General features: G+C 44.7%; 17 protein-coding genes. 11 read left to right on the top strand and 6 right to left on the bottom strand.

What is annotated here, in order from left to right:
- Positions 1-76: 76 nt before the first annotated feature.
- Together LQE92_RS05780 and LQE92_RS05775 are read right to left on the bottom strand one after the other, a co-directional pair.
- Positions 77-1,510: a glycosyltransferase family 2 protein gene (locus LQE92_RS05780; RefSeq protein ID WP_231062047.1), complete on the bottom strand. Its 1,434-nt coding sequence runs from the start codon at positions 1,508-1,510 to the stop codon at positions 77-79.
- Positions 1,511-1,714: 204 nt separating this feature from the next.
- Positions 1,715-2,758, bottom strand: coding sequence for an acyltransferase family protein (locus tag LQE92_RS05775; protein WP_231062046.1), 1,044 nt, complete (start codon positions 2,756-2,758; stop codon positions 1,715-1,717).
- Positions 2,759-2,969: 211 nt separating this feature from the next.
- Here LQE92_RS05775 and LQE92_RS05770 point away from each other — a divergent pair, with 211 nt between their 5' ends.
- Both LQE92_RS05770 and LQE92_RS05765 read left to right on the top strand, forming a co-directional pair.
- Positions 2,970-3,167 (top strand): hypothetical protein, encoded by a 198-nt coding sequence (locus LQE92_RS05770; protein ID WP_231062045.1) that lies wholly within the window; start codon positions 2,970-2,972, stop codon positions 3,165-3,167.
- A gap of 72 nt (positions 3,168-3,239) precedes the next feature.
- Positions 3,240-5,429, top strand: coding sequence for a glycosyltransferase family 2 protein (locus LQE92_RS05765; RefSeq protein WP_231062044.1), 2,190 nt, complete (start codon positions 3,240-3,242; stop codon positions 5,427-5,429).
- Positions 5,430-5,492: 63 nt separating this feature from the next.
- Here the strand turns inward: LQE92_RS05765 and LQE92_RS05760 are convergent, their stop codons facing one another.
- Positions 5,493-5,891: a helix-turn-helix domain-containing protein gene (locus LQE92_RS05760; RefSeq protein WP_231062043.1), complete on the bottom strand. Its 399-nt coding sequence runs from the start codon at positions 5,889-5,891 to the stop codon at positions 5,493-5,495.
- Between the two features lie 400 nt (positions 5,892-6,291).
- Here LQE92_RS05760 and LQE92_RS05755 point away from each other — a divergent pair, with 400 nt between their 5' ends.
- The 4 genes from LQE92_RS05755 to LQE92_RS05740 all read left to right on the top strand — a co-directional run bounded on the left by LQE92_RS05755 (position 6,292) and on the right by LQE92_RS05740 (position 12,023).
- The gene (locus LQE92_RS05755; protein ID WP_231062042.1) at positions 6,292-7,284 is read left to right on the top strand and encodes a glycosyltransferase family 2 protein; all 993 of its coding nucleotides are present in this window, start codon (positions 6,292-6,294) and stop codon (positions 7,282-7,284) included.
- Positions 7,285-7,463: 179 nt separating this feature from the next.
- A complete protein-coding gene (locus LQE92_RS05750) occupies positions 7,464-8,864 on the top strand; it encodes an undecaprenyl-phosphate glucose phosphotransferase (RefSeq protein WP_231062041.1) in 1,401 nt (466 codons plus the stop codon).
- Positions 8,865-8,896: 32 nt separating this feature from the next.
- The gene (locus LQE92_RS05745) at positions 8,897-10,420 is read left to right on the top strand and encodes an LCP family protein (RefSeq protein WP_231062040.1); all 1,524 of its coding nucleotides are present in this window, start codon (positions 8,897-8,899) and stop codon (positions 10,418-10,420) included.
- 184 nt (positions 10,421-10,604) lie between these two features.
- A complete protein-coding gene (locus LQE92_RS05740; RefSeq protein ID WP_231062039.1) occupies positions 10,605-12,023 on the top strand; it encodes a S1C family serine protease in 1,419 nt (472 codons plus the stop codon).
- A 101-nt stretch (positions 12,024-12,124) separates the two neighbouring features.
- Here LQE92_RS05740 and LQE92_RS05735 read toward each other — a convergent pair whose 3' ends face one another.
- Complete coding sequence (locus tag LQE92_RS05735; protein WP_231062038.1) at positions 12,125-12,877, bottom strand: class I SAM-dependent methyltransferase; 753 nt, start codon at positions 12,875-12,877, stop codon at positions 12,125-12,127.
- 167 nt (positions 12,878-13,044) lie between these two features.
- Here LQE92_RS05735 and clpX point away from each other — a divergent pair, with 167 nt between their 5' ends.
- From clpX to LQE92_RS05720, 3 genes are read left to right on the top strand one after another with little or no spacing between them, the layout of a single operon-like run.
- Entirely contained in the window at positions 13,045-14,574 is a 1,530-nt protein-coding gene (gene clpX / locus LQE92_RS05730; protein WP_331001247.1) for an ATP-dependent Clp protease ATP-binding subunit ClpX, read from the top strand.
- A 52-nt stretch (positions 14,575-14,626) separates the two neighbouring features.
- Positions 14,627-16,390: a S8 family peptidase gene (locus LQE92_RS05725; protein WP_231062037.1), complete on the top strand. Its 1,764-nt coding sequence runs from the start codon at positions 14,627-14,629 to the stop codon at positions 16,388-16,390.
- Between the two features lie 54 nt (positions 16,391-16,444).
- On the top strand, positions 16,445-17,125 hold the full coding sequence (locus LQE92_RS05720) for a beta/alpha barrel domain-containing protein (RefSeq protein ID WP_231062036.1): 681 nt from the start codon (positions 16,445-16,447) through the stop codon (positions 17,123-17,125).
- On the opposite strand, the gene LQE92_RS05715 is transcribed toward LQE92_RS05720, so the two are convergent.
- Together LQE92_RS05715 and galU are read right to left on the bottom strand one after the other, a co-directional pair.
- Positions 17,118-17,564 carry a signal peptidase II gene (locus LQE92_RS05715; RefSeq protein ID WP_231062035.1) on the bottom strand — a complete coding sequence of 149 codons (447 nt, stop codon included), beginning with the start codon at positions 17,562-17,564 and terminating at the stop codon, positions 17,118-17,120. The two genes, LQE92_RS05720 and LQE92_RS05715, sit on opposite strands and share 8 nt — an antisense overlap.
- 33 nt (positions 17,565-17,597) lie before the next feature.
- Positions 17,598-18,494 carry a UTP--glucose-1-phosphate uridylyltransferase GalU gene (gene galU / locus LQE92_RS05710; RefSeq protein WP_231062034.1) on the bottom strand — a complete coding sequence of 299 codons (897 nt, stop codon included), beginning with the start codon at positions 18,492-18,494 and terminating at the stop codon, positions 17,598-17,600.
- Between the two features lie 237 nt (positions 18,495-18,731).
- Here galU and rfbA point away from each other — a divergent pair, with 237 nt between their 5' ends.
- Entirely contained in the window at positions 18,732-19,622 is an 891-nt protein-coding gene (gene rfbA / locus LQE92_RS05705; protein WP_231062033.1) for a glucose-1-phosphate thymidylyltransferase RfbA, read from the top strand.
- Positions 19,623-19,670: 48 nt separating this feature from the next.
- Positions 19,671-20,699 carry a dTDP-glucose 4,6-dehydratase gene (rfbB, locus tag LQE92_RS05700; RefSeq protein ID WP_231062032.1) on the top strand — a complete coding sequence of 343 codons (1,029 nt, stop codon included), beginning with the start codon at positions 19,671-19,673 and terminating at the stop codon, positions 20,697-20,699.

Genomic DNA, 20,699 nt, shown 5'->3' with positions numbered 1-20,699 from the left:
GCAGTTAATGTTTGATAAATTCACAAGGCATGGGCTCAAATATGTTTGGGGACCATGCCTTGTGTTTTTTATATTATCACAATTTATTATTCTTATTATTATCTGAATCCTTATTTATCCTAGCGTCTTTAATTTTATCTGCTAATTTACGAAAAGGAGAAGTTACTTTCCAAGAACGGGAATTTAAAATAGACAACAGATCACTGTCCAATTCCAGAATGCTTTGATTGAGTATGGATACTTCTTTTTTCAATTGCTGAATTTCTGACTTGGAATTATTGTTTATCTCTTCAAGCTTACGCTGCTCTTCGATCGCTTGGTTAAAAAGCGTCTCCATTTGCTGATAGGCCGTTTGTACTTCCCGCATTTTAAATTGAATTTCATTAGCTGCTGCATTTAATTGTTCAATCTGCTGCAAAGATGCAATGTTTTTTTCTTCTAATTTTTTGATTTTTTCTTCTTGCTGTTTCTGTGAAATTATGGACGACAGTTCTCTTTTTTGAATATATGGATCATTATAAAGATGAGTGCCTGTCAAACGGCCGCATTCAACAGTTGAAAATTTAAAACGTTTTTTCAATATCTCCGCGGTGTCACTTCTTCGTAAAAGCTCGTCTATTTTTAAAATTCCCAGTGCACTGAATGCGGATGAATCGTTAAAACTATGACAGATTAAAAAGGCCTTTTCACAAGCGAGCTCTAGAGGAGTCTTTGAGTCGGGGTTTTGGAAATAATCCTTAAATGTGCGTATAAATAAACTATCATCCATACTATCGAAAAAATGGTATCGGATATGCATATATTCATTATAAAATCGCGTGTCGTGTTCTTCTGACAGACTGCTGACATTGGTATCGGAGTCTAATATACGGCGGTATTTAACTAATGGTTCTTCTAAAATGCCAAAAGAATAACGGCTTGTGAAACGAACCCACCATTCCATGTCTGTAGCCTGAATATAAAATAAATCATGATTTCCTATTATTGGAAGTACCCTGGCTTCAATCAGAGAAGAAGGATTATTTAACTTGTTACCATGAAAGAAAAAGAAACGAAGCCATTCTTCTTGAGTATCAGTATGAGAATCGAAAAGGGCTTTTAACGAAGGTAATTTTTCATTAATACAATCCCCGTTACTATCTATCAGATCGACCCATGTAAAACATCCCTGATGTTCTGGATGAGAATATAAATAATTGAGCTGTTTTTCTATTTTTTCTTCCACCCATATGTCATCAGCATCCATGATAGCCATATAATCACCTTTGACTTTTGAAAATGCAACATTGGTGGCAAAGGCGATATGACGATTTTCTTGTAATTGATAAAATTCTATTCTAGGATCTTCGAAGCTGCTTATGATTTTTGATGAAGCATCGGTTGACCCGTCATCAATGATTATTAGCTGTAAGTTTTTATGTGTTTGATTTAAAACACTTTTGATGCTTTCGGAAAGATAATCTTCTGCATTGTAAACGGTCATTATAACACTAACCAAAGCTGATTGCATATTGTATAACTCCTTATTTTAGTATGCTTATGTTCTGCCTTCTGAGTTAAATTATACGTTGACAAAAAGAACATTGCAATAACTTACAATATTAAATGATTTAAAGAATAAAAGCACAGGACTCCCCCTGTACTTAATATATTCATAAAAACCTATCTATAAAAATATTGTATTCTATATTTCCGACAAAAATCATACTGCTGTTTACGAAGAGATGTTACGTATTGGATTATTACGGATTGCCTGTATTATACGTGCGTTTAACTGATAAACTAACCAAGAGACGAGAGCAGTTATGCAAATATATAAAATAAAAAGCAAATATCTGCTGGAACGGCTTAAATCTGCCATTGGAAAATGTTTAGCTAGTTCATCTATGATTACATGATGTGTTAAAAAAGCAGCATATGAATATTTACTGATAGTACGGCAAATCCCCCGAAAAATTGGCCGATCAAGCCATTTAGATATATAAACCAATACGATAAAAAAACTAATTCCAATATAAGTTGTCTTTACACTGGAAGGTAAAGCAGGATTGAAGAATACAGTACATGCTAATATTATGACGCCGATAATAGCCATCCATAAGCGGGACTCTTTTATTTTCCATATAAATATCATACCAAATATGAGTTCTGGTATTCTGACAAATAATAATTTAGATGAAGAAAAGGATGGAAACCATTCGTAAAATGCAAAAGGTATATAAATTAAAACAGCCCCAATACATAAAATCCATGGATGAGAAAGCAGGAGTTTCCGCAATAGGGGAAATATTAAATACATTAAAATGATACAACCTAGAAACCATTCGCCCAGAATATAATAAGACGGGACTACGCCGAACAGATATCCATCCAGACCTAAGATAGTTAAGATGAAGTTTTGCTTGGGAACCTCCATATGAATCATGTGTTTTAAACAAAAAAAGAAATATAAAAAAGCTATGAAATAAGTTATCCAAAACATTGGATATATAGATTGAAATCTTTTGCTGTAGAATTGTTTTAATTCACATTTTTTGTGATAAACATACATCAACGAAACACCGGAAATAATAAAAAATAAAGCGACACCAAGATCCCCTATATAAAGATGAAAAGGATATAGACTTATGATGGCATTCTCTGGTTTGGCAGGATTCATATAATAAAACAAATATCGAGCATTATAGTGCGTCAGCAAGATCATGATAGTAGCCAGGGCGCGAATGAAATCCAAATAAAAAAGACGCTCTTTTTTCATACATCAAACTCCTCTTTATAAGTGGTACTTCGTGATTAATTATAACATGCTCAATATAAATAGTCAAACTGGGTGAACATTGTGTATTGATTCTTGGTATGATATAATCATAATAATGTATCTAAATGGTTTTGAAAGGAAAGACGGATGAAGAAAAAAGATGTTTGATTGTATTTTACATTGTTATCTACAGAAAGTAACAGGAAATTTTATGGAAGCGAATGCATGTTTGAATTATAAAGAACCAAAACTTTTAGACGGTAGAATTGAGCTGTCTGACAGTGGGGAGGGTGAAGCTGTTACTGTGGGGGTGAAAGTTGAACCGAAATCCGACGAGGCTAATAAAAATTCGACTTCCGCGATTTTTTATATTGCAAGGGCAGAAGCAGTGTGGCACTTGGATGCGTAGCTATTAATGAAGCATTGTTGAGGTATTGACAATAGGCCGTATTTACGGCATTGAGGAGCAGGATGATTTATTATGAAATATTATATCGATAATGTTAAAGTTCAAAATAATACTATGGCAGTCTTAGGCTGGGCTGCCAGCGATTCTCCTGAGGTTCCAGTTCAAATTGAAGTTCATGATCAGAAAAAGAAAATCGTTAAGATCAATCGTACTGATGTTGGACGTTATGATGTTAACCAAGATGTATTTCATGGTATGAGCAAATTGAAGCTGGGCTTTTGCGTTTTAATAGATTATTCACCTGAAAATACTTATTATATGATTTTCATTGCAGATGGCAAAAAGAAAAAAGAGAAACTTATTATAGGTGATAAGTTAAAAAGTAAAAAGGATAAAATACTAAAATTTAAGGAGATATTTCGCGCAGATACAATTGAAAGAGGCTTTTTATTTTTGAAAAAGTATGGATTGAAAGCTTTTATTAAAAAGTTCAAGAGAAAGGTAAAAGGCAATAAGATTGACTATAATGGATGGAGAAAACAGGTTATTTGTTCGCCTGAACAATTAGAGTTACAACGGAAGAAAAAATTTCCTGTAATGCCTAAATTCAGCATTGTTGTGCCTGTTTATAGGACACCGGAAAAATTTTTAAGAGAAATGATCAGATCTGTTCAAGCACAAACGTACCAGAGTTGGGAATTGTGCATAGCAGACGGAAGTCATGGAAGCATTGCCGGTGAATGTGCCAAAGTCTTGTCTGAATACCAGAAAACAGACTCGAGGATTAAAGTTACAGTCCTGCCTGACAATATGGGAATAGCGGGGAATACAAACGCAGCCCTTGCCCTGACAAGGGGGGATTATGTGGTCCTATTAGACCATGATGATGTTTTGGCAGAAGACGCTCTTTATGAATGTGCATTGAGAATCAATGAAGAGATAAACAAGGGGAGCTGTGCAGACGTCCTGTATTCGGACGAGGATAAGCTTACCTCTAAAAATAAGAAAGATTTTTATTTGGATCCTCATTTTAAACCAGATTTTAATCCGGACTTGCTTCGAAGCATGAATTATATTTCTCATCTCTTAGTTGTGAAAAAAGAGCTGGTTGATAAAATAGGAGGGTTTCGACAAGAGTTTGATGGGGCACAAGATTATGATTTTATTTTTCGTTGTGTGGAACAGGCGAAAAAAGTATGTCATATTTCCAAGGTATTATATCACTGGAGGGTTAATTCACAGTCAACAGCAGAAAACCCGGAAAAGAAAATGTATGCGTTTGAGGCGGGAGCCAGGGCCATAAAAGCTCATTGTAAAAGAGCTGGGCTTGGGGATGTTGAGGTTAAGCAAAATGAAGTATTAGGAGCTTACAGAGTAGTATACCCGGTGAAAGGTAATCCAAAGGTTTCAATTGTGATTCCAAATAAAGATCATACAGAAGACCTGAGAGTCTGCGTGAAATCTGTTTTGGATAAGGCGTCATATAAGAATGTAGAAATGGTTATTGTAGAGAATAACAGTACAGAAGAAAAAACTTTCGCATGCTATAAGGAACTGGAAGCAAAATATGATAACTTGAAAATTGTGACATGGAAGAGCGAGAAGGGGTTTAATTTTTCATCCATCAATAATTATGCTCTGCCATATACTACGGGGGATTATCTTTTGTTTCTGAATAATGATACAGAGTTTATAAATGAAGACTGTATAGAAGAACTTTTGGGATATTGCCAAAGAGAAGATGTCGGAATTGCAGGGGCAAAGCTTTTCTATGATGATGACACGATTCAGCACGCGGGAGTGGTCGTGGGATATGGAGGAATCGCCGGTCATACTTTTATCGGCTTTCACAAGGGAGAAAAAACATATTTTCTGCGGGCATTTTGCGCTCAAGATTATAGTGCAGTGACTGCGGCTTGTATGATGACAAAAAGAAGTATTTTTGAGGAAGTAGGGGGATTTTATGAGGGACTTGCAGTCGCTTTTAATGATATTGATTATTGTATGAAAGTCCGAAAGCTCGGGAAGTTGGTCGTGTATAATCCTTTTGCACAATTATATCACTATGAATCGAAATCCAGAGGAATTGAGGATACGCCGGAAAAAGTTTTAAGATTTGAACATGAGGTGGAGACCTTCAGGCAAAGATGGCCGGAGATATTGGAGAAAGGTGATCCTTATTACAACCCTAATTTAACATTGCTGAATTCGGATTTTTCTTTGAGAAACTTTGAAAAAGAGCCGATAGAGCAGTGTATGTAAAATTGAAATACTAAAAATCCAGGTCAAAAAGTCGAAAATGGCCTGGATTTTTAGATTCTCATGTTATAAGTTTGGATCAGATGTAAATAAAACTTTTTTTGCTCTTATGAATTCTAATGTTTGGATTATAAGCTTACGACAATATATTTGTTCCTTTTCATCGCATCCTTCCAGCAGCTCCGGAATTCCGCTTTTATATATAAGCGGTGTTTGTTCCGGAGCTTCTGATTTTGGCCGGATGCCCAATATCAGCTCATCCAGGGAAACATGAAATTGTAAACAAATTTTTATCAGGACGTTTGTGGACAGAGTTTCTTTTCCGCGCTCTGCTTTTCCCATATGTCCCACCCCGACGCTCAGTATCTCACTGAGCTTTTCTTGTGTCAGTCCTTCTGACTTACGGATAGCGCGGATTCTCCGGCCGATTGCTTCCGCATCTTCTTTCGTATTGTACGGCTTCATGAAACATCCTCCCCGATTATTGCTTCGGCTTTATGTAAACAGTAATAAGCTTTTGCAACGTGGTGTTCAACTGTTCAATAATCTGATAGAGCTGTTCGTTTTCTGCTTCCAGTGTAGATACCTTTAACCGCAGTGACTTGTCAGTCCTGGGAACCTTTTTCATTGTATTACTACCCCCATTTTTATTATCATTCTGGATGCAAAGGTCCATCCCCAGTATAATGGAAAATGCTGTAAATGTATAGACTAAATGGTCGACAAATTGTAACAAAGAAAGGGAAAAAGCCGGCAGGATTCGCAGAACTTGCATTTTTCCCTCTTTTCCGCTATAATGGATGAGCTGCTTAATTGACGGCCCTTTCTATAAGCCTTTGATACTGAAATGGAGATGCGGTTTAATATGGAAAAAGTGACAATTATCATCCCCAATTATAATGGAAAAAAGTTTATGGAAGACTGCATGGCGGCATTGGAAAAGCAGGATAATCCAGACTTTAAGGTATTGCTGGTGGATAATGGGTCTACGGATGGAAGTCTGGAGTATATCAGGAAACACTATCCAGATCTTGAGATTATAGTTTTGGAAAAAAACTATGGGTTCAGCCGGGCGGTGAACGAAGGGATACGGGCTGCAGAGTCTCCATATGTGATTCTGCTTAATAATGACACAAAAGTACGGCCTGGATATGTGGAGGAGTTAGTCCGGATTATGGACGAGCATCCGGAGGCTTTTTCGGCCAGTGCAAAAATGATTCAAATGTATCACCCGGAGCTTATGGATGATGCCGGCGATCAATACACCATTCTGGGCTGGGCTTTTCAGCGCGGAGTGGCGCATTACACGGAACGCTACCGGAAACCGGCAAGGGTGTTTTCTTCCTGTGCGGGAGCGGCAATCTACCGGCGCAGCGTATTTGAGAAAATCGGCTATTTTGATGAGAAACATTTCGCGTATCTGGAAGATCTGGATGTAGGATATAGAGCCAGGATTTTTGGTTGGCAGAATTTGTACTGCCCGGATGCTGAGGTGGAGCATGTGGGAAGTGGAACCAGCGGATCTAAATATAACAAATTTAAGGTCAGGCTGGCGGCGCGTAACAATGTATATCTGAATTACAAGAATATGCCGGTCCTTCAGCTTGTATTAAATTTTCCGACACTTTTTATCGGCTGCCTGATAAAAATGCGGTTTTTTAAAAAAATTGGATTTGGAGAAGACTATAAAGAAGGCCTCCGCGAAGGCTGGTCCACCAGAAAGGAATGCAGGAAAGTACCGTTTTCCTTCAGGCATTTATGGAACTATTTCTGCATCCAGGCAAGGCTGATCGCCGGAACCTTTCTTTATGTTTATGAATTCCTCTATAGGAAGCTTATAAAACCTGCAGGGAAATGACCGTCGCATGCCGCCGGTTAAGAAAACATTAAGAATAGTTCTTAATTTTTCTGTTGCCCTTTGATGACAGATAATGTATGATATAAAACGATAAATACCAATGTCTTTTCCTTTATTTTTATGGGGGATTTTGGCGGGTGACACTGTATTATCGGGGAAGGTCATATAGGTGAGGCACCTTGATTAAAGACAATCAAAAGCATTTGAACCGCATTCATGTGGTGATCGATGCCGTTATCATAGTTATTTCCTATCTTATAGCATATTGGCTGATTTTCGGGTATATGGGAAAGTATCCCGGGATTCCTAAAGGAGTTTATTTCAGCGCTTTGTTTTTTATCGTACCCGGAGGTTTAGGGTTATATTGGTTCTTTCACTTATATGAACCGATGCGGGTCATGGGCAGGCGCCTTGAGCTTTTTAATGTATTAAAAGCGAATTTGGCTGGGCTTCTGACAATCACTTTGGTTCTGTATTTGGCAAAGGAACGGCTTCAGCACTTTTCGCGGCCGATGGTTTTCTTGTTTATCGGGTTTAATTTTGTATTCGAGGCGGTCTTCCGCCTGGCGCTTAGAAGTATTTTACGCTCATTCCGAAGAAAGGGATATAATCAGAAACATGTGCTGCTGATCGGTTACAGCCGGGCGGCTCAGGGATATATTGACAGAGTTCTTGCAAACCCCGACTGGGGCTATATCATCCGCGGTGTTCTGGATGATCATGCAGAACGAGGGACCGAATATAAAGGGGTTCGCGTGCTGGGGCATATCGCGAATTTGGATGAAATTCTTCCAATGAACCGACTGGATGAAATTGCTATTACACTCAGCATCAATGAATACGATAAATTGGAACGGATTGTAAATGCCTGCGAGAAATCCGGCGTGCATACGAAATTCATTCCGGATTACAATAAGGTTATACCAACTAAACCGTATACAGAAGATTTACTGGGACTGCCCGTGATCAATATCCGCAATGTTCCGCTTACGGATTCTTTCAACGCGGCATTGAAGCGGACCATGGATATTCTGGGAGGGACCTTTGCTCTGATTTTATTCTCGCCGGTCATGCTGGTGGTAGCGATAGCGGTAAAGCTGACATCTTCCGGTCCGGTGATTTTCAGTCAAGAGCGGGTTGGCCTTCATAACAGGTCTTTTAAAATGTATAAGTTCCGTTCCATGGAGGTACAAAAGCCTACGGATGAGAAGACAGCCTGGACAACAAAAGGCGATCCCCGTGTTACCCCCATAGGAAGATTCATCAGGAAAACGAGTATTGATGAGCTGCCGCAGCTTTGGAATATCGTCAAAGGAGATATGAGCCTTGTGGGACCGAGGCCGGAGCGCCCTCACTTTGTGGAAAAGTTCCGTGAGGAGATTCCCAGATATATGGTCAAGCATCAGGTGCGGCCGGGTCTGACCGGCTGGGCGCAGGTAAATGGGTACCGGGGCGACACGTCGATTACCAAGCGGATTGAATATGATTTATATTATATAGAAAACTGGAGTTTAGGACTGGATTTTAAAATTATTTTTCTGACGTTTTTTAGAGGGTTCGTCAACAAGAACGCATATTAAGAGTGGATACACGTGCGGAAAGGAAATAAAGGATGAAGTACAGAGACGAAGATTATGAATATGAAAAACGCAGACGGGAACTGGAACAAAGGAAAAGGACCCGCCCCGATGCGGAGATGACCTCTCAGAGGAGAAGGAATTCTTCTCAGCAGCAGAGCCGTTCCACAGGCGAACAAGACAGCTATGCCAGAAGATGTTCTCAGTCCTATGGGAGTGATCAGAGGAGAACTGCTCAGGGGAATGGAAGCCGTACATCATCCAGGTCTTCTGGTTCAGCCAGGCGTGCTCCTCAGGGAAGCAACGCGGGAAGGAGCGCTTCTGCCGCCGGAGTGAGACAGCCATCCAGGACGACCAGACCCGTAGGAATTGATCCCTATGACAGAAGTTATTCGTCTGCCAGACGGAGTGAAACAGACAGTTATTATTCCGATATGTCTGCCAGGAAGCGTCAGAGGCCGGTAGATGAGGCGGTTGGGAAAAAAGGGAAAAAACAGCTTTCTGCTAAGACAAAAAGAAAACGTCGTACCAGGAAGATTTTATTTGCTGTGGAAGGTATTTTACTCTGTCTTGTACTTGCCTGTCTATTTGTATTATCCAAATGGGACTTGATTCAAAAGGCTTCTTTTGGAAAAAAAGATGTCCACGTCAATGATCTGTCGCAGAATGTAATAGAGAGTATGGAAGGTTTTTCCACGATTGCCGTATTTGGTGTTGATACCAGAAATATGGAAACAGGTCGAAGCGATGTTATCATGATAATCAACGTGAACAATGCCACGAAAGAAGTAAAGCTGGCGTCGGTTCTTCGTGATACGTATTGGAATGTTCCGGATGCCACCACAGGCAATGAGGATAAATTTGCCAAGGCCAATAACGCCTATCATACGGGCGGCGCGGAGAACGCGCTCAAAGCGTTGAATAAAAATTTGGATCTTCAGATTACTGATTATGTGACGGTGAACTGGTATGCGGTCTCCTTGGCCATCGATCATCTGGGAGGCATCGAAATTGATGTGCCGGAGAGCATGATGGGAGAGATTAACGGTTATATTACAGAGACGGTGGAATCCACAGGACGAGGTTCTCATCATTTGAAGGAATCCGGATATCAGCATCTGGATGGTATCCAGGCTGTGGCTTTCTGCCGAATCCGGCACAATAATGGCGGTGATGACGGACGTGCAGACCGTCAGCGCCAGGTAGTCGGGCTGATGCTGGAACAGGCAAAGAAGGCGGGACCTACTACGTTATTGAAGATTTGTGAGACAGTATTTCCGGAGGTGAGTACAAATCTTACCTTAGCTCAGGTGATTTCTCTGGCGGGCAGCGCCAATGACTATCAGATTACCCAGAACATCGCGTTCCCTTATCACCAGGTCGATGCTTTGGTGGGCAGCGCGTCGGTTAAGGTTCCGTTGGGTCTTGCAGAGGATGTAGTACAGCTTCATAGCGATTTGTTTGGAGATACCACCTATACACCTTCTGAGACCGTAAAGCAGATCAGCAATAAGATTGAATCCCAGACGGGATATGGTCTGAGTGACAGAAATGATTAAAGAAAATTGAAATAGATGTATGTTAAAGCGGCTGCAGATCTGCGGCCGCTTTTATGCTGCGGCAAATACAAAATTTTTTCACGGGGATAACACAGTTTTATCACAATTAACTGTTATTCTATGGTCATAAAAGAAATCAACACAGAGTCAAGATAAAATAACTAAGAAGAAAGGAAATGATAATATGAGTGAATATTATGGAAACGGCGGTTTTCAGTATGGAGATGGCTCAGAAGAGAATCAGCAGTCCTCTGTTTACACATATATTCCCACAGAGCCCATTGAACCGGAAACCATAAAGAAACCGGAAAAAAAGAAAAAGAAAAAAGGCGGAAATGTCTGGAAGAAGCTGGGGGTATTTCTCCTCTGCGGCGTCATGCTCGGCGGAGCAGGCGCGGGAACTTTCATTGGTGTGATGAAAGCGAGCGGTTATGAAGATAAAATACAGAAAGCCATTGACGCGGCAAATCAGACTAATACACCTAAGGTGGCGACAGCGGAGACGACTCCTACCAGCACCAACAGTGGAGGAGAAGGCTCCTCCGGTTCGGTAGCAGATGTGGCGGAAAGCGCCATGCCGTCTATTGTTGCCATTACCAATACGCAGATCTATCAGAACAATGACTGGAATTACTTCTTCGGTGGCGGCAGCCAGGAAGTGACTGGAAGCGGATCCGGTATCATAATCGGACAGAATGACAAAGAGCTGCTCGTACTGACGAATTACCATGTGATCGATGGAGCCAGCTCCCTTAAAGTCACTTTCATTGATGACAGTGTAGTGGATGCCAATGTCAAGGGCACAGCAGAAAGCAATGATCTGGCTGTGATCTCAATTCCTCTTGAATCCCTGAGCAGCGATACCCTGAATGCGATAAAGATCGCGAAGATGGGAGATTCCAACAGTCTGAGAGTTGGCGATGAAGTGATCGCCATCGGGAATGCCCTTGGATATGGACAGTCACTGACCTACGGGCATGTCAGCGCCCTGAGCCGTGATGTGACGATCGACAGCAAGACTCTGACTCTTCTCCAGACAGACGCAGCCATCAATCCCGGCAACAGCGGAGGCGCACTTCTGAATATGAACGGTGAAGTGGTCGGCATCAATTCCGCGAAATATTCCAGTGAAGATGTGGAAGGAATGGGCTTCGCTATCCCAATCTCAGAGGCAGAGGATATCATAAACGACTTGATGTCCAAGGAAACAAGAACAGCAGTGGGAGAAGACGACGCTTCTTATCTGGGCATCGAGGGAGTGGCGATGGACGCTTCCAATGCTAAAGTTTATAATATGCCTGAAGGCATATACGTATATGGTCTTGTGGAGAATGGTCCGGCCTACGTCTCCGGCCTGAAGGAAAAAGATATCATTACGGCTATTGAAGGAACTGGAGTTACTACGATGGATGAGCTGAAGGAGCAGCTTACGTATTATGCGGGAGGAACCGTTGTGGAACTGACCGTTCAAAGACTTATGGATGGAGAGTATCAGGAACAGAAGATATCTGTTGCTTTGGGATATAAGAAAGATTATCAGAGTCAGAGCAGCCAGCAGCCGAATACCCAGCAGCCGGATATTCAAATACCAGGGCAGAATTAGTAAATAAGATTACAAGACAATGCGCCGGGGACTATGTGGAGTAAAGCTCCACATAGTCCCCGGGGCGTTTTTGTTTTCTGAAAAAATCTTAGAGTCCAGAGCTAAGCAACGCACACTGCCTTCAGGCGAATACGGACGTAATCTGCGTGCCATACACCGTCACGGAAAAGGACCGGCCGTGTTTCGTCGGCCGCTTCTTCGATAATAGCCCGGGCCGTTTCCGGAGAAAGGCCGCGGAACGATTCCTTTATAAACATCCGTATCCAGTCGGCGACGCCGTCCGGTCCCTTCAAAGGGGTGAAGCGGTCAAAAAGAGAAGCATATACAGCCCGGAAGCCATGGCGTTCCAGTCTGGGCGTATATTCTCCGATGGTGGGAAAATAAAAGGTATTTGTATAAGGGATTCCCCGGCGGGAAAAGGCATTTGCCAGGGCGTCGTGAATGGTTTCGGCGCACCCATGCCCTCCGAATTCACAGACCAGCTGTCCCCCAGGTTTTAAAGACCTCCGGATACAGGAGAGCAGGGCATCCTGATCGTCGATCCAATGGAATACGGCATTGGAGAAGACTGCATCCGCCGGCTCTTCCAGGGAGAAGTCAGTGGCATCCGCCTGCAAGAAGGTCAGATCAGGATGAAGTGCTTTTGCGGTCTTTAACATTTCTGCAGAAGCGTCCATTCCAATGACCTTTGCGCCTGCTAAGGCGAGCTTTTCCGTGAGGGCGCCGTTGCCGCAGCCGAGATCCAGGACTGTTTGTCCGGGAGACAGGTCCAAGAGCTTCAAGACGTCTTCTCCATAGTGATGGACAAATCCAAACTGTTCCGTGTATTTGTCGGCATTCCAGTTTATATTCATGGCCATATCCTCCGGTTCCAATATATTTTCTTGTGTTTTTTATTATACTGCGGTATGATGACAGCGTCCAGATTAATAGGATTTATTCATATTTGGTTAATAAAAAGTTTACTTGTCCGTGCCATTGTTCTCATATATAATGGAGAAAGAGAAAAGAGGAGAGATAAATGTCAGAAGAGTATAATAAAAACAATGAGAATGAAAATATAGAAACAGAATTTACCGAAGAGAACGATATGGATATTCAAAAAGAGGATGTGTCTGATGCGGCGGCGGAAAAAGCTGCTCAGGACGACGATGACGATTATGAGAAGATATGCTGTATGTGCCATAGGCCGGAAAGCAAAGCCGGGAAAATGATCACCATGCCCGGCGGCATCGTAATCTGCTCTGATTGTATGCAGAAAGCTTTTGATACCTTTGACAAAAATGGTTCCCCGTACGGCGTAAATGTCAATATCCCCGGCAATGGACAGGGAGGTCTCGATCTTTCCGGTCTTTCCAATATGCCGGGGGTCGGCGTCATAAATCTGGCGGATCTGGGCCTGGGTGAGAGGGAAATTCCCAAAAATCAGAAGGTGAAGAAAAGGAAAGTCAAAGATGAGAAGCCGAAGTTTGACCGTCAGGTGATCCCGGCGCCCCACAAAATTAAAAAGATGCTGGATGAGTATGTGGTCGGGCAGGAAAAGGCGAAGAAGGCCATATCCGTGGCGGTGTACAATCACTATAAGCGGGTGGGCTCTGATAATGCCGACGGCGTGGAGATTGAAAAGTCCAACATGCTGCTCCTGGGTCCTACGGGAAGTGGAAAAACGTACCTGGTAAAGACGCTGGCGAAGCTTTTGGATGTGCCTCTGGCCATAGCCGACGCCACCTCTCTTACGGAAGCAGGATATATCGGGGACGATATTGAGAGCGTGGTCTCCAAGCTCCTGGCGGCGGCCGGAAACGATGTGGAGAAGGCAGAGCGCGGGATTATCTACATTGATGAGATTGATAAGATCGCTAAGAAACGCAACACCAATACAAGAGACGTCAGCGGAGAATCCGTTCAGCAGGAGCTTCTGAAGATGCTGGAAGGAAGTGAAGTTGAAGTGCCGGTGGGGGCCAACAGCAAAAATGCGATGGTTCCGATGACAACGGTAAATACGACGAACATCCTGTTTATCTGCGGAGGAGCGTTCCCTGACCTGGAGGAGATCATCAAGGAGCGGCTGACGAAAGAATCTTCCATAGGCTTTAAGGCGGAGCTCAAGGATAAATACGATAAAGAGGAGAACCTGCTCTGCAGGGCAGAGATCGACGATCTGAGGAAATTTGGAATGATTCCGGAATTTTTGGGACGTCTTCCTGTTTTGGTATCTCTGGAGGCACTGACGAAGGAATTCTTGGTACGTATCCTGAAAGAACCAAGGAACGCCATCCTGAAGCAATATGAAAAGCTTCTTCAGATGGATGAAGTACAGCTTTTGTTTGAAGATGAAGCCCTGGAAGCTATTGCGGAAAAGGCGATGGAGAAGCATACCGGCGCCAGAGCGCTTCGGGCGATCCTGGAGGAGTACATGCTGGATATCATGTACGAGATACCAAAAGATGACAATATCGGCCGAGTGACGATCACGAGGGCCTATATTGAAAAGACCGGCGGTCCCATAATCGATATGAGAGGAGTCATGAGACTGGGAGTTCACGCATAGCATAATATGATGAATAGAATGGGAATGCGTCAGCCATATGGAAAACGGCCGAATGATAGACACCCGAATAGCTGGATTGGAAGGACAAGAACTGCCGGAGAATGAAAGTCCCTTAGATGGCACCACTGAGGCGTGCCGGGAGCGCATACTGTCGGATGATTACGAAGATTTCATCTATCCCCTGGATCAGTGGAATCCCATCGATGAACTGGGAAATTCCTTTTGTGTGGAGAGGGCCTCAGAGTATCAAGGGATTCTACATATCAGCAAGAGATACCTGCCGCCTTTGTCGGTGCAGTTTTATGACTATGCTACGATTCCCAAGCTGTATGGGCTTACGGATACGACCAGCATGGAGGCGTCGGGGATTCTGAGGACTAAGAATCAGCCGGTCCTGAACCTGACGGGGAGGGGAGTGCTGGTAGGGCTGATCGACACAGGGATTGATTATCAGAACCAGGTATTCCGGAATGCTGCGGGAAGAACCAGGATACTTCGGATTTGGGATCAGACCATTCAGACGGGAAAGCTGCCTTCGGGAATCCAGTACGGTTCCGAATATACAGAGGACGATATCAATGAGGCTCTGGCATCCGGCGATGCACTTTCCATCGTCCCGTCGGTGGACCAGGAAGGGCACGGAACTTTTTTAGCTTCCATAGCGGCGGGGAGTGAGCTGCGGGAAGAGGAGTTCACAGGAGCCGCTTCCGGAGCATCCATAGCTATGGTGAAGCTGAAGCCGGCCAAAGCGTATCTCCGCCAGTATTATCTGGTCAAAGAGTCGGCAGAAGCCTATCAGGAAACAGATCTTATGATGGGGGTGCGGTATCTTCTGGAAATCAGCCGGGAGCTTAATATGCCTCTTGTAATCCTCATTGGAGTGGGGACCAACTGGGGGGATCACGCGGGAAACGCTCCTCTCAGCCAGACCCTGAATAATGCGGCGGTTCAGCTTGGCACGGCGGTGACGGTAGCGGCGGGAAACGAATCCAACAGGTCGCATCACTATTTTGGGACGATTGCTTCAAGAGGCGGAAACGACTTTGTGGAAATCCGGGTGCCCCAGAATGAAAATGGGATAACCATGGAGCTTTGGGCGGAGGCGCCTGAAGTCTATGGGATACAGCTTCTTTCTCCCACGGGTGAAGGCACCGCGCGGGTGGTGCCAAGGCTCAACCAGAACAGTGTGTTCCAGTTTACTATGGAAAGAACAGTGATCTATGTGGACTATCAGCTGATCGAGAAGGGCTCAGGCAGCAGTGTGATCCGGATCCGGATGGCAGATCCAACTCCGGGAATCTGGACGCTGGCCGTATATAATGAGCAGTTTTCCAACGGCCAGTTCCACATCTGGCTGCCAATGGAGGAGTTCGTAGAGGAAGATACCGTATTTCTGAGGCCGAATCCCGATACGACACTGACTGTCCCGTCGGGGGCGCAGTACCCTATAACCTTCGGGGCATATAACCACAGGCTGAACAGCCTATATATTCATTCCGGGCGCGGCTATACCAGGACAGGGGAGGTCAAGCCGGATCTGGTGGCGCCGGGGGTCGACGTATACGGAGCCTTTCCGGGCGGCAGGTTCGGGACGAAGAGCGGCACCAGCGTAGCCGCCGCTCATGGAGCGGGAGCTTCGGCTCTTCTTTTGGAATGGGGAATCATACAGGGGAACTATCCGGCGATGAGGACAAGGGATATTAAAAGCCTGCTGATAAGGGGAGCCGACCGGACGGCCAATGTATCTTATCCCAATAGGGCTACTGGTTACGGAGGGCTGAACCTGTTCCACGTATTTGAGACGATATCTTTGTGAAAAACATTTATATATGATCCATTGTAGATTATCTTATGATAAGGAGGCTTGCCTATGGGAAACGAAAAATATGTGCCTGTCATTGAAGGAAACCTAAGGAAACATATGGTGCTTCTGCCGGAGATTGTGGAAGAAGTCAGCGGCATACGGATTTTTGGAAAACTGATCAAGTCGCTGGTGTTCACCACGGATATTGCGATCATCCGAAACTGCAACGCCAATGCAGTCATGGCGGTTTATCCGTTCACGCCCCAGCCCATAATCACTCACGCTTTGATCACGGCTTCTGATCTGCCGGTTCTCTGCGGGGTCGGAGGGGGGACGACAACGGGAAAGCGTGTGACAAATCTGGCGGAAGATGCGGAATTTCAGGGAGCCCAGGGCGTGGTAGTGAACGCGCCGACCCCCAACGAGACTCTGGAATATCTGAGAAAAAAAGTGGAGATTCCGATTGTCATAACTGTAGTATCGGAAAAGACAGACATTGCGAAGCGTCTGGAGAGCGGCGCTTCCATCCTGAACGTGTCAGGAGCAGAAAAGACGCCGGAGATTGTGGCGAAGATCCGGGAAGAATTTCCTCATGTGCCGATCATCGCCACGGGAGGCAATACGAGCGACAGCATCCGACGCACCATTGACGCGGGCGCCAACGCCATCACTTATACTCCTCCTTCCAACGGCGAAATCTTTAAAGATATGATGAACAAATACAGAATGGAAAAATACATCATTTAGAGAATAAACCATAGACAGCCGACAGGGCGGCGCCTAAAAACAGGAAGAAATCCGCGATATTGAATATGATATGGCGGATTTTTTTAATGGGAAGGCGGATGTAATCCACCACATAGCCGCGGAACAGACGGTCATAGAGGTTGGAAGCGGCTCCTCCGAGCAGAAAAGAGGCGCCTATCTTACCAAGGCTTCCCGCCTTTTTAACAAAGAGCCAGAGGAACCACAGAAAGAGCGGAATCAAAGTAAGAACGGAAATTTTCTTCACCAGCTCCGGCTTATCTTCCAGTTTATTTAAGAGGAAGCCTCTGTTGTGATGCTTTTCCAGGCTGATTCCGTTGTCAAGGCGGACAGGAAAGGCGTCATCCTGCCGGGCCTCGATACGGTTTTTAAGAAATAGGTCCAGGCCGAAGATGAACGCGGCCAGAATGAGGTATACCATAAATAGCTCCTCCTTTTCTAATGAAAAGCCGGCCTATAATCTTTCGGCCAGCTCTTTGATATATGCCGCCACAGGCTCCTGGAGCTCGTCTCTTTTCAGAGCAAAATCAAGGGTGGCCTGAATAAAGCCGAATTTGTCTCCCACGTCATAGCGGTGTCCTTCAAAATCGTAGGCATATACCGCCTGAGTATACATGAGTCTTTTAATGGCATCGGTCAGCTGGATCTCTCCTCCTGCCCCAACTCCCTGAGTTTCCAAATAATCAAAGATTTCCGACTTCAGGACATAGCGCCCCAGTACGGCCAGATTGCTGGGAGCGTCCTCCAGCTTGGGCTTTTCCACCATATCATAAAGCTTTTTAAGGCGGGAATCACAGGCGGGCTGATGGACTGACGGCGCTACGATGCCGTATTTATGGACCTGGCTGTCCGGCACCTGCTGGACGCCTACTACGGAAGCACCGATGAGGTTATAGGCGTCTATCAGCTGCTGAAGCGCCGGCCGTCCCTCTTCGTTGATGACGACGTCGTCCCCCAAAAGCACGGCAAAAGGATCATTTCCAATAAAGGATTTGGCGCATAAAATGGCATGACCCAGCCCGCGGGGCTCCTTTTGGCGGACATAGTAGATATTGGCCAGTCCGGCGATGCTGTTGATCAGGTCAGCCTCACACTGCTTGCCGGATTCCAGAAGCCGGGCCTCCAGCTCGTAGTTTTTATCAAAATGATTTTCCATACAGTGCTTGTTGGAATTGGTGATGATCAGAATCTCCTCAATTCCGCTCTGTACGGCCTCCTCGACGATATACTGAATGGTAGGAATGTCAACGATAGGCAGCATTTCCTTGGGGATAGCTTTGGTGGCGGGGAGGAAGCGCGTGCCCAGGCCGGCAGCTGGGATTACTGCTTTTTTCACAGGCTTTTTCTGCATAATGAATTCTCCTTCTGTCCATGATAAAATCAGGACGTTGATAACTTTATCATATCAGCACCGGACGTAAAAGTAAAGAAACCGGAAGCGAAATGCAGTGAAATTCATAAAATCCTAAGGGATATCTTCGCATTACGGTCCATTGCAGCATTGCAAAAGAAGGTGGATTATGATATATTGTAAGTACTTGTGCAACGATATAATCTTTGCAAATCTTACCAATCCAGGAGGTTTCCCATGAAAGGTATTATTCTTGCCGGAGGAAGCGGCACACGTCTGTATCCCCTGACAAAAGTGACATCGAAACAACTGCTGCCCATTTATGATAAACCGATGATCTATTATCCGTTATCTGTACTGATGAATGCTGGGATTCGGGAAATCCTCATCATCTCCACACCGGATGATACGCCGCGTTTTGAATCCTTGTTAGGGGACGGTCATCAGTTTGGCATCGAACTGTCTTATGCGGTACAGCCCAGCCCCGACGGACTGGCCCAGGCATTTATCATCGGTGAAGAATTCATCGGCCGCGATTCGGTTGCCATGGTGCTCGGAGACAACATCTTTCATGGGCATGGCCTTGCGAAGCGGCTGCAGGAGGCGGCGGCAAAGGATAAGGGAGCGACTGTGTTCGGATATTATGTGGACGATCCGGAGCGGTTCGGTATTGTAGAATTTGACAAGGACGGAAAAGCGGTCTCCCTGGAGGAGAAGCCGGCCCATCCCAAATCTAATTATTGTGTGACAGGCCTTTATTTTTACGACAACCGGGTTGTGGAATACGCAAAGAACCTGAAGCCTTCCGCCCGCGGAGAACTGGAGATCACCGATCTGAATAAGATTTATCTGGAGGCCGGTGAGTTGGAAGTGACCCTTTTAGGACAAGGCTTCACCTGGCTGGATACGGGGACTCATGAATCCCTGGTGGATGCCACAAATTTTGTGAAGACGGTGGAGACTCATCAGCACCGTAAAATAGCCTGTCTGGAAGAAATTGCATATCTGCGCGGATGGATCAGCAAAGATGAGCTGATGAAGACATATGAGGTATTAAAGAAGAACCAGTATGGAGCCTATCTGAAGGATGTCATGGATGGGAAATATATTGATAAGAAATTTGACTGACGGCAGCTTCCAATGCGGAAAGCAAGATAGAAAAAGTGAGGAAATGACATGAAGATTTTAGTGACTGGCGGAGCCGGTTTTATCGGCGGGAATTTTGTACATTTTATGGTAAATAAGTATCCGGAGGACCAGATCGTGAATCTGGACCTTCTGACTTACGCCGGAAATCTGGAGACACTTAAGCCGGTGGAGGACAAACCCAATTATACGTTTGTCAAGGGTGACATTGCCGACAGGCCTTTTATCATGGATTTGTTTGAAAAAGAAAAATTCGATGTGGTGGTGAACTTTGCGGCGGAGAGCCATGTGGACCGGTCCATCACGAATCCGGGACTTTTTGTGCAGACCAATGTGCTTGGCACTCAGGTGCTGCTGGATGCTTCCCGGGCATACGGGGTGAAGCGGTATCATCAGGTATCCACTGATGAAGTATACGGAGATCTGCCTTTAGACAGGCCTGACCTCTTCTTTACGGAGGAGACTCCGATACACACCTCCAGTCCCTACTCAGCCAGCAAGGCGAGTGCCGATCTTTTTGTCCTTGCGTATTACAGGACCTTTGGCATGCCGGTAACGGTATCGAGATGTTCCAATAATTATGGACCTTATCATTTCCCGGAGAAGCTGATCCCCTTGATGATCAGCCGGGCTTTGGCAGATGAAAGCCTTCCGGTATATGGAAAAGGAGAAAATGTCCGCGACTGGCTTCACGTTTCCGACCACTGTGCGGCCATTGACTTGATTATCCGGAAAGGGACGGTAGGAGAGATTTATAATATCGGAGGGCACAATGAGCGTACGAATCTGGAAGTGGTGAAGACCATCCTGAGAGCTCTCAGCAAGCCTGAAAGCCTCATTCAATATGTGACGGACAGGCCCGGCCATGACCGCCGCTATGCCATTGATCCCACAAAGATTGAGACGCAGCTCGGCTGGAAGCCCCAGTATACCTTTGATACAGGCATTGAAATGACCATTCAGTGGTATTTGGACAATCAGGACTGGTGGAAGCATATCCTGAGCGGAGAATACAGCAATTATTTTGAGAAAATGTACGGCGGCCGGTTACATGACTGA

The organism is Lientehia hominis (genome assembly GCF_021044755.1).
Taxonomy (GTDB): Bacteria; Bacillota; Clostridia; order Lachnospirales; family Lachnospiraceae; genus Lientehia; species Lientehia hominis.
The sequence above is the reverse complement of the archived record's forward strand: the minus strand, read 5'-3'. Positions and strand labels throughout refer to the sequence as shown.

Coding starts and splice junctions, on each gene's coding strand:
- LQE92_RS05765 (WP_231062044.1), top strand. CDS start 3,240: ATGAAATATTATATCGATAATGTTAAAGTTCAAAATAATACTATGGCA.
- rfbB (WP_231062032.1), top strand. CDS start 19,671: ATGAAGATTTTAGTGACTGGCGGAGCCGGTTTTATCGGCGGGAATTTT.
- LQE92_RS05735 (WP_231062038.1), bottom strand. CDS start 12,877: ATGAATATAAACTGGAATGCCGACAAATACACGGAACAGTTTGGATTT.
- LQE92_RS05725 (WP_231062037.1), top strand. CDS start 14,627: ATGATAGACACCCGAATAGCTGGATTGGAAGGACAAGAACTGCCGGAG.
- LQE92_RS05715 (WP_231062035.1), bottom strand. CDS start 17,564: ATGGTATACCTCATTCTGGCCGCGTTCATCTTCGGCCTGGACCTATTT.
- LQE92_RS05775 (WP_231062046.1), bottom strand. CDS start 2,758: ATGAAAAAAGAGCGTCTTTTTTATTTGGATTTCATTCGCGCCCTGGCT.
- LQE92_RS05720 (WP_231062036.1), top strand. CDS start 16,445: ATGGGAAACGAAAAATATGTGCCTGTCATTGAAGGAAACCTAAGGAAA.
- rfbA (WP_231062033.1), top strand. CDS start 18,732: ATGAAAGGTATTATTCTTGCCGGAGGAAGCGGCACACGTCTGTATCCC.
- LQE92_RS05755 (WP_231062042.1), top strand. CDS start 6,292: ATGGAAAAAGTGACAATTATCATCCCCAATTATAATGGAAAAAAGTTT.
- LQE92_RS05745 (WP_231062040.1), top strand. CDS start 8,897: ATGAAGTACAGAGACGAAGATTATGAATATGAAAAACGCAGACGGGAA.
- LQE92_RS05770 (WP_231062045.1), top strand. CDS start 2,970: ATGGAAGCGAATGCATGTTTGAATTATAAAGAACCAAAACTTTTAGAC.
- LQE92_RS05780 (WP_231062047.1), bottom strand. CDS start 1,510: ATGCAATCAGCTTTGGTTAGTGTTATAATGACCGTTTACAATGCAGAA.
- clpX (WP_331001247.1), top strand. CDS start 13,045: ATGTCAGAAGAGTATAATAAAAACAATGAGAATGAAAATATAGAAACA.
- LQE92_RS05740 (WP_231062039.1), top strand. CDS start 10,605: ATGAGTGAATATTATGGAAACGGCGGTTTTCAGTATGGAGATGGCTCA.
- galU (WP_231062034.1), bottom strand. CDS start 18,494: ATGCAGAAAAAGCCTGTGAAAAAAGCAGTAATCCCAGCTGCCGGCCTG.
- LQE92_RS05760 (WP_231062043.1), bottom strand. CDS start 5,891: ATGAAGCCGTACAATACGAAAGAAGATGCGGAAGCAATCGGCCGGAGA.